Origin of the sequence: Actinotignum sp. UMB0459 (assembly GCF_051905915.1) — a bacterium.
Taxonomy (GTDB): Bacteria; Actinomycetota; Actinomycetes; order Actinomycetales; family Actinomycetaceae; genus Actinotignum; species Actinotignum sanguinis.
Map to the genome: position 1 here is coordinate 252,550 of NZ_JBQAIK010000008.1, position 9,179 is coordinate 261,728.

A 9,179-nucleotide genomic window follows, 5' to 3' on the forward strand; every position below is an offset into this window, starting at 1 on the left:
CCTGTTCGCCGCAACTATGCGACTAACGTCACCCCTAATTCTACTAGAAGTCTGCCACCTGTTCGCGGCGAGCTTGTCGCGTGGCTTGTTCCGCAGTAAGGGACCTCTGACCTGCGATAAGAGCATCGACAGCCTCATGGGCGGTATCCACCACGGTGAAAATATTCGGATCTGCGGGCGAAATCATACCTTCGCTCACGAGGCGCCCGCGGACCCATTCCACGAGACCGCCCCAGAAATCGCTACCCACCAGCACCACCGGAAAACCTGCGACTTTACCTGTTTGTACTAGGGTGAGGGCTTCGAAGAGTTCATCGAGGGTACCAAAACCACCGGGGAGCACCACGAAACCTTGAGAATACTTGAGAAACATTGTTTTGCGCACGAAGAAATACCGGAATTCAATGCCGAGATTGACGTATTCGTTGAGGCCCTGTTCGTGCGGGAGTTCAATTCCCAGGCCGATGGAGAGACCGTCATTCGCCGCCGCGCCTTTATTGGCGGCTTCCATAATCCCCGGCCCGCCACCGGTAATAATCCCGAAGCCTTGCTGGCTGAGAATATCGGCGGTTTCTTCGGCCACCCGGTAGTAACGGGATTCGCGCCCGATGCGCGCCGAACCGAAAATCGAGACGCAGGGTGGCACGTGGGCGAGCGCCCCGAATCCTTCCACGAATTCGGATTGGATGCGCAGCACTCGCCACGGGTCGCTGAGGGTCCAGTCCCCGTTGCTCCGGTTGGACAACAGCTTGGTATCCGCGGTGATGGGCGGGATCTGGGCACCGCGCCGGGTTTGTGCCCCGCGCCGATAGTCGCGTGTATTCATGGTTTCTATTGTCCTTCGCTACCTAGGCGCCTTCCACTTCTCTACGCGGAGCGGAAAACTACCTGAGCTCGGCCAGCCCGGCCGCGTCCAGGCCATCAACGGCTTTTTTGACATCCTGAGCTTTATCGCGGGTGGTTACTAGCAGGGCACTTCCGGTATCGATAACGACGGCGCCCGGCACTCCCACCACAACAACGGGCTTCGTCGAGCTGTACACCAGAGAATCCGGCGCATCAACGGCGAGCACCGGGGCCCCCGTGCTTCCCGGGACTCGTTGGGTGGTGAGCTCCCCCGCAGGGATACCTTCAGCGAGGGAATCGTAATCTCCCACATCGGACCAGCCCATATCTGCTGGTACCACGGCCACCCGGCCCGCAGCGGCTGCCGGTTCCGCTACCGCCCTGTCAATGACTTCCTTCGGGATGGACGCCCATATTTCTTCTACCTGCGGATTTTGCCGGACCGAGTCCAGATCCCACAATTGAGCAAGCTGGCGCAGCGGTACGGCGATATCAGGGCGGTATTCGGTGAGCATATCCATAAGCGTGGCCGCCCGCGCCACGAAAATCCCGGCGTTCCAATAGTAGCCGCCCTGCGCGAGATAACGCGCGGCGGTTTCCGCATCCGGTTTTTCTACGAATTGTTCTACCTGCAAGGCGGCGGAGCTCTCCAGCGGTCCACCGGCGTTCTCCGTGCTCTCTCTGCTAGCGGGCGATCCGCCGGCCGGAGATTGACCGGGAAGTGCCGCACCCGCACGGATATAGCCAAATCCGGTGGCCGGTCCGGTTGGAGTAATCCCGAGGGTAACAAGATAACCGCGGGAGGCAGCCTCCAGCGCCTTGCGCACGGCCGCGGTGAACGCCGCCGTATCGGAAATACGGTGATCGGCCGCGAAGGAACCAACCAGAGCATCCGGATCTGCGCGATGGGCGAGCGCCGCGGCAATACCGATAGCGGCCATAGTGCCACGCGGACTCGGCTCAACCACATAGTGAAGGGGCGTCGTAATACCAGCCAGTTGATCGCGCACAGCCGCGGCATGTGCGGTGCCCGTCACGGTGTAAATACTGGACGCCAGCGGGGCAAGCCTGGTCACCGTATCGTGAATCATGGTGTGCCCCGAACCGAAATCAACCAGGAACTTCGGGTGGCTGGCCCGCGAGAGTGGCCACAGCCGCGAACCGGCTCCCCCGGCGGGAATAATCGCATGGAATGTCACGCCTAGCTATCCTTTCGCTGCGAGCGCGCAAGTTCGCGTTGTCCGCTCACGTAGTGTGCGCGAGCTTCCTCAGCTTTAAGCTGTGCCTCACGCGCCTTTGATTCTAGCTTTTCGGCCCGGCGGCGGGCCAGGTTACCGGCCAGGCCTCCCCATTCGGGGAGCTCTTCTTCCTCCTCGCCGGTGGCATTATACGGTTCGGGCAGGAGGGAACCGGTGATGGGATCATGGGGCCACATGAGTGTTTCCGGAACGGAGAGGGTGACGTAATTGGGCGTGGTGGTCCCCCGCAATTCTTCCGGATCCTGCGCTACGTAAGCCCTTGGCGGGTTCGCCATATACGCGGAGACCATGAGCACAATACGCGAAGCGAGGTTGAGCCACAGCAGCAGGGTGGCAATAGCGGCGAAGGGCGCGAGGAGCGGGTTTCCGGACACGTTGGATACCGCGGAGGTCCCCACTACCCGAATGATGGAGAGGAGGAACGCACCGAGAGCCGCCCCCGTGATGAAATCACGGCGGGGCACCCGGATCCCGGAGGTGAAGCGAATAATGAACATGATGACGAGCGCGTCCACGGTGGCCGCGAGCAGGAAGACCGCGATTTTGGTTCCGAATTGCACGAAGGCCCCGTCCATTCCAACACGGGTAAGGAGCATGGTTCCCACCGAGCCAACGAGGGAACCGATGATCGCGGAGGTAAGGATCCCCAGGGCGAGCACCACGAATCCAGCGAGGCGGAAGAAGATACTCACCACCCCATTTTCGGTTCGTTGATTCACCCCGAACATGGCACCGATGGCAGTGGAGAGCCCGGCCATAATGGACATGGCCGTCCACAGCAGCACCGCTCCAGCGATGATGGTAGCCACCACGGAGGTTCCCGAGAGGATGAGATCATCGGGATTGATGAGGCCTTCCCCGGAGGAATCTTGGAGAATACCAGGCAGGGCCGCATTGACTGCATCCACCACGGTTTCCCGCAGCTGCGCGTTTCTTCCGAGAGTAGCCATAAACACGGTCCAGGTTATGGTGAGAGCCGCGGTGATAGCGAAAAGCGCCGAATAGGCGATTCCACCGGCGAGTAGACCCCCACGGGCCTTTCCGTAGCGACCCAAGCCCCGCATAATACGCGTGCCTTGCGCCCATTCGGCCAGGGCTTTTCCTTTGCGAACGACGCCGACTATCCCGCTTTCCGCCCCTTGTTCTCCGCTGGGTGCACCGCGCCGAGCGGCTTGCCGCCCCTGCCGGTCCACGCCGAGAGCTTGAGAGAAACCGTCCATCATTGAATTCCGCTTTGTCACATAGCCATCGTACGTGAGGCCTACGACAAAAACAGACGTTTTGATTCCTCAACGGTCCTGAATAGTACGCCTAGAGCTGGTAGTCCACCGTGAGCGGGGCATGGTCGGACCAGCGCTCCGCGTAGGAGGATGCTCGCCCGATAGTAAAGGCTTGCGCGGTGGCGGCAAGTGCCGGGCTGGCCATATGGTAGTCGATGCGCCAGCCCACGTTGTTGTCAAAAGCTTTGCCACGTTGGCTCCACCAGGTGTAGGGGCCTTTGCCCTCATGCCCGCCGCGTTCTAGCAAAGCGCGTTGCACATCCACCCAGGGGCCACCGAACCACCGATCCAGGTAGGCGATTTCATCGTCAAGCACCCCGGAGGTGCGATTGTGGTTGGACTTCCAGTTCTCAATATCAGCTTCGGTGTGAACGATATTGAAATCCCCGGCAACTAGGGTGCGTGCGGCCGGGTCGAATTGTGCTAGGCGGGCACTCACCCGCTCGAGATGCGCGTATTTTGCCGCCATTTTTTCCGCATTATCCGCCACTCCCGAATGCAGGTAGGCGCTCACCACCCGCAGCTGGAGATCCGGGAGTTCCACTTCAAGCCAGCGCCCGCTATCCACCGGGGCTTCGGAGCCAACAGGTTCCCCATCGGCTCCCACGCCCAGGTGATCCCGAACTTCACCTACGCCAATGCCTTCGCGTACTGCTACCGCGACTCCAGCCCGGCCTTTGAGTTCGGAAACAGCCGTGTAGACCTGATAACCGGTGCCCGCGAAAATTTCTGCGGTGATATCCGCGGGGGCACGCACTTCTTGGAGCAGGACGATATCCGCCGCGGTAGCCTCCAACCACGCCGCGATTCCTTTTCGCGCCGCCGCGCGAATCCCGTTGACGTTGACAGTGCTGATCCGCATATCATTCCCTTTCGTGTCCAGTCCCGGAATGCTCCGGGAGGATATGTGCTGCCGCGGGTGGTCCTGCTGGGATCTGCTGTTCTGCGGCACACGGGACCGCCGCGTATTCACCAGCCGTGCCGTGTTGTTCCGCCAGGTAGCGTTCAGCCATATCGACAACGTTGCTGAGCAGCATCACCCGAGTCATCGGGCCGACCCCGCCAGGATTCGGTGATACCCAGGCTGAGTGTTCACGCACGCCCGGGTCTACATCCCCAAGGGTGCGCCATGTGCCTTCCGCGGTGCGCTCCCGGGTTACCCCCACATCAACAACAACGGCGCCGGGCGTCACCCATTCCGAACGAACGAAACCAGCCTGGCCTACCGCGGCGATAATGACATCCGCGTGCCGGCATAGCTCGGGAATATTCGGAGTGCCGGTATGGCAGAGCGTCACGGTGGCGTTAATGTTCTTCCGGGTGAGGAGAAGGCCAATGGTTCGCCCCACCGTGATGCCGCGCCCGAGGACCACTACGTGTTTTCCTGCAAGGTTGAGCCCGTGGCGTTCGATCAGCTCCACTATGCCCGCCGGGGTACAGGGCAGCGGGGAGGTGAGCTGCCCGCTCACGCCTGCCACCAGACGCCCGAGGTTAACCGGGTGAAGACCATCAGCATCTTTATCCGGAGCGATTGCTTCGATGAGGCGGGATTCGGGCATCCCGGCGGGAAGCGGGAGTTGGAGAATATATCCGGTGCAGGCCGGGTTGGCATTGAGCTCATGCAGCGCAGCGGCAACTTCTGCCGCGCTCGCGCTAGCCGGCAGCTCTACTTGCAGAGAAGCGATACCTACCTCCGCGCAATCACGGTGCTTACCGCGTACATACGCCGCGGAAGCCGGATCATCGCCCACCAGCACCGTTCCAAGCCCGGGAGTGTAGCCGCGGGCGCGCAGGGCATCCACCCGCACCCGCAGTTCATCTTTGATAGTGGCGGCGACGGCGCGCCCGTCCAGAAGTTGTGCTGCCATTACTGACCTTCCCCGCTCCGGGTGGCGCCAACCTGGTCCAGACCAGCGTAGAGCGGGAAGCGGTCCGTGAGCGCGCGTACCCGGGTGCGCAGTTCTTCGACCGGTGCCGTGTGCCCCCCGATGAGGGCGCGGGCGATAATATCGGCAACTTCCGTGAATTCTTCCGGGCCGAAGCCGCGGGTGGCCAGCGCCGGGGTGCCGATGCGCAGCCCGGAGGTGACGAACGGCGGGCGGGGGTCATAGGGAACCCCGTTGCGGTTGACGGTAATGCCGATACTACTGAGCAGGTCCTCCCCTTCCCGACCGTTGATCGCGGCATTGCGCAGATCCACAAGGACCAGGTGGACATCCGTGCCCCCGGAAATAATCGAGATTCCGGCCTGAGCCACATCAGCTTCCGTGAGCCGCGCGGCCAGGATCTGGGCCCCTTCCAGGGTGCGGCGTTGGCGCTCGCGGAATTCTGCCGTGGCAGCGTACCCGAGAGCCACCGCTTTCGCGGCGACCACGTGCATGAGCGGGCCTCCCTGGTTGCCCGGGAATACCGCGGAATTAAGCTTCTTGCCGTATTCCTCCCCACGCGCGGAAAGGATCATCCCCGAGCGAGGCCCACCTAGGGTTTTATGGATGGTGGTGGTGACCACATCCGAGTACGGGAGGGGATTGGGGTGCAGCCCTGCGGCTACCAGGCCGGCGAAATGGGCCATATCAGTCCACAACACGGCACCGACTTCATCGGCAATGGAACGGAAGGCCGCGAAATCCACATGCCGCGGATAGGCCGACCACCCGGCGATAATCATGGCGGGACGTTCGCGCAGGGCGGTTTCACGCACCTCATCCATATCGAGAAGATAGGTTTCCGGGTTGACGTGGTAGGCAGCCACATCGTAATTGCGCCCGGAGAAATTAAGTTTCATGCCGTGGGTAAGATGCCCGCCCTGATCAAGGGCCATACCCAGTACTTTCGCCCCCGGTTTCACCATCGCGTGGTAGACAGCGGCATTCGCTGAGGCACCCGAATGCGGTTGCACATTGGCGTAATCCGCCCCGAAGAGGCTTTTTGCCCGCTCTATGGCGAGGATTTCAACCTTATCCACCCATTCGCAGCCCCCGTAATAGCGCCGCCCGGGATAACCTTCCGCATACTTATTGGTGAGAACAGAGCCTTGAGCTTGCAAAACCGCGCGGGAAACAAAGTTTTCCGAAGCGATCATTTCCAAGCCTTCTTGCTGGCGGCGTAATTCCCCGGTGAGAATCGCGGCAACTTCCGGGTCCGCCACGGCCAAAGGTTCATCCAGTGGTGTACTCATGTCTCTCCTCCACACCTTCCACGCCTTCGCTGTTAGGTCGACAGTCTACCGCGGGGTTACGACACAAAAATTGTGGCGCAGCTTTCCGGACCACGCGGGCCGTTGCGGCGTCGTCGTACACAGGCTCGTAGAAAATGCAGCCGCTCCGCGCAGAAACACCGCGTCGCTCAGGAAATCTTGGGGGCGCTCAGGTCTGCGCGGGAGAGATCCGCGGCGGGGCTCTTCGTGATGAGTTTGTGGCCCCACCACAGGCCAAAGAACAACGGCAATCCGATATAGGAAGAGAGCAGATCGAGGGCGCCACCGCCGGAGGTAATAATGAGGTAACTCTGCCCCACGATTACCACCGCGCACATCACCAGCGCCACGATGGGACCGGCCGGGTAGAACCGTGCCTTGAAGGGGAGTTCGTCGAGGCTACGGCCTTGAGCGATAAAAGCGCGCCGGAAATTGTAATGGCTCCACGCGATACCCATCCACGTGATAAAACCGGCCAGTCCGGAAGCATTGACGAGCCAGGCATAAGCTTTGCCGTCGCCCATAAAGGAGGAGATGAAGCAGGCGGTGGCCACCAGAATCGTGATGATCATGGCGTTGAGTGGGACGCCGCGGCGGGTCAGGCGCGCCAGGAATTTCGGGGCGCTGCCCTGCTCGGCGAGAGCGAAAAGCATGCGGGTGGACACATAAAGTCCGGAATTACCAGCGGAGAGCACCGCGGTGAGAATAACGGCGTTCATGACGGCGGCCGCGAAAGCCACCCCGGCGCGCTCAAACACCAAAGTGAAAGGCGAGACCGCAATATCGGAAATGTCGGTGCGCAGCAGGTTCGGATCGCTATAGGCCACCAGGGTACCCACCACCACGATGGCGCCGATGTAGAAAATGAGGATACGCCAGAAAATTGTGCGAGTGGCACGCGGGACCGTGGTGGCGGGGTCGCGGGCCTCCCCCGCGGCGATCCCCACCATTTCGGTACCCTGGAAGGAGAAACCGGCCACCATGAAGACCGCGAGGATTCCCGCGCCGCCATTGACGAACGGTGCCTCACCTTCCGTCCAATGAGCCAGTCCCGGGCTGGCACCGAAAACACCGACGATCATGAGGAGCCCCACCGCAATAAAGGCGAGAACCGTCACCACTTTGATGAGAGCGAACCAGAATTCACCTTCGCCGTAGGTGCGCACCGAGAGCGCGTTGAGCAAAATGAGGAGGGCCAGGAAGACCGCAGACCACACCCAGCCGGGCGTATCCGGATACCAGTACTTCATGACGAGCGCCGCGGCAGACAGCTCGGCGGCCACGGTGATCGCCCAGTTGTACCAGTAGTTCCAGCCGGTGGCGAAACCGAAAGAGGGCGAAACGAAACGCCGTCCGTATTCTTCGAAGGAGCCGGCCACCGGCAGGTAGGCCGCCATTTCCCCTAAGGATTGCATGAGGAGGTAGACCATCATGCCGATAAGCCCGTAGGCCACCAGCGCTCCGCCCGGGCCGGCCTGACTGATTGTTTCTCCCGAGGCCACGAAAAGCCCGGTGCCAATCGCCCCGCCCACCGCGATCATGGTGAGGTGGCGGGCGTGCAGGCCGCGCTGCAGTTGCGGCTCGGCGGATTGTTGCGGCTGCTCGGATTGCTCAGCCTGCCCAGCTTGTGCAGTTCGCCCAGGTTGTCCAGCGTGCTCTGGTGCCACGTTATCTCAGCTCCTTCATCGCGGTGCCTCGCCCGGGCGGGCCCGCTCCCCGCGGTGGCCGCACCACCGCCTCAGTGCTTCGTTCGTACCGGCACACGGTAGTGTACGCCAACGGTAGTGCGCTACCGCTTCTCAGAGCGTGAGCCACGGGTCTATTTCCGGCCGGTTCAGGGTGTAGCGGCAGCCGGTTCGGGGTGTAGTGCGGTTTAGGGCGCGGTTTACCGGGTGGATGCGGCCCGGTGCGCCGCATTATTGTTCTGGTATTCAATAAGAACGACGGCGCTAGCCACGTTCCCATCGTGACTCATCGACACGTGAATATTCACGCTCCCCAGGGTTTTATGAACCGCCCCGGCTATCGGCGCCCCGAGGATAATCGCCGGGCGCCCCCAGCGGTCGTTGGTGACTTCGATAGCGTCCCAATGTCCCTCGGGTAGTACCGGTTGGGAGCCGTAGAGAGCCGCCGACCACGCTTTAATAAAGGCCTCTTTGGCCGCCCACCGCGCCGCCAGGTGCGGGGCGAGCTCCGCGGCCGGAATAACAGTTTCAAATCCCGCATCTTCAGCGGCCGGGGTGGCGAAAGCTCCGGCGGCCTCAGTGCGGGTGTGGCGTTGGGCCCGGCGAATCGCGTAGCGCATTTCCCGCGCGGTAAAAACGTTGCGGAAGCGGGAGCCGGGTAGATCCAGCTGCCCGGCGAAGGCATCGATGGCGACGGTATCGGTTCCAATTCCCGCGATCACCGCGTGCTCCTTCCCGGTGACGTATCACTGTGGCCAGCTCCAGGCCAAAGCGGCGCCGTCGTTCCCTGTGACTTTCGCTCACACGTAGCTTTTCCCTTTTATGGTAAACGAGACCACCGGTTCTTGTCTGCTCTTCCCGACTTTCGCTTTCCCTCTTCCATTCGCCGCTGAGCTGGACAAAGATAGTGCCT

General features: G+C 61.7%; 8 protein-coding genes. All 8 read right to left on the bottom strand.

What is annotated here, in order from left to right; all coding sequences use genetic code 11:
• Window positions 1–43: 43 nt before the first annotated feature.
• The gene (locus tag ACTFPK_RS02895) at window positions 44–826 is read right to left on the bottom strand and encodes a TIGR00730 family Rossman fold protein (RefSeq protein WP_016442994.1); all 783 of its coding nucleotides are present in this window, start codon (window positions 824–826) and stop codon (window positions 44–46) included.
• Between the two features lie 58 nt (window positions 827–884).
• Window positions 885–2,045, bottom strand: coding sequence for a mannose-1-phosphate guanylyltransferase (locus ACTFPK_RS02900; protein ID WP_439911022.1), 1,161 nt, complete (start codon window positions 2,043–2,045; stop codon window positions 885–887).
• A gap of 2 nt (window positions 2,046–2,047) precedes the next feature.
• Window positions 2,048–3,346, bottom strand: a complete 1,299-nt coding sequence (locus tag ACTFPK_RS02905) for a YihY/virulence factor BrkB family protein (protein ID WP_439911023.1) — start codon at window positions 3,344–3,346, stop codon at window positions 2,048–2,050.
• Window positions 3,347–3,416: 70 nt separating this feature from the next.
• On the bottom strand, window positions 3,417–4,247 hold the full coding sequence (locus ACTFPK_RS02910) for an exodeoxyribonuclease III (protein ID WP_439911024.1): 831 nt from the start codon (window positions 4,245–4,247) through the stop codon (window positions 3,417–3,419).
• 1 nt (window position 4,248) lies between these two features.
• On the bottom strand, window positions 4,249–5,253 hold the full coding sequence (locus tag ACTFPK_RS02915) for a bifunctional methylenetetrahydrofolate dehydrogenase/methenyltetrahydrofolate cyclohydrolase (RefSeq protein WP_439911025.1): 1,005 nt from the start codon (window positions 5,251–5,253) through the stop codon (window positions 4,249–4,251).
• A complete protein-coding gene (gene glyA, locus ACTFPK_RS02920) occupies window positions 5,253–6,563 on the bottom strand; it encodes a serine hydroxymethyltransferase (protein WP_439911026.1) in 1,311 nt (436 codons plus the stop codon). Before glyA ends, ACTFPK_RS02915 begins: the two co-directional genes overlap by 1 nt.
• 167 nt (window positions 6,564–6,730) lie before the next feature.
• The gene (locus ACTFPK_RS02925) at window positions 6,731–8,248 is read right to left on the bottom strand and encodes an amino acid permease (protein WP_439911027.1); all 1,518 of its coding nucleotides are present in this window, start codon (window positions 8,246–8,248) and stop codon (window positions 6,731–6,733) included.
• Between the two features lie 218 nt (window positions 8,249–8,466).
• Complete coding sequence (locus ACTFPK_RS02930; RefSeq protein WP_439911028.1) at window positions 8,467–8,988, bottom strand: holo-ACP synthase; 522 nt, start codon at window positions 8,986–8,988, stop codon at window positions 8,467–8,469.
• Window positions 8,989–9,179 lie beyond the last annotated feature (191 nt).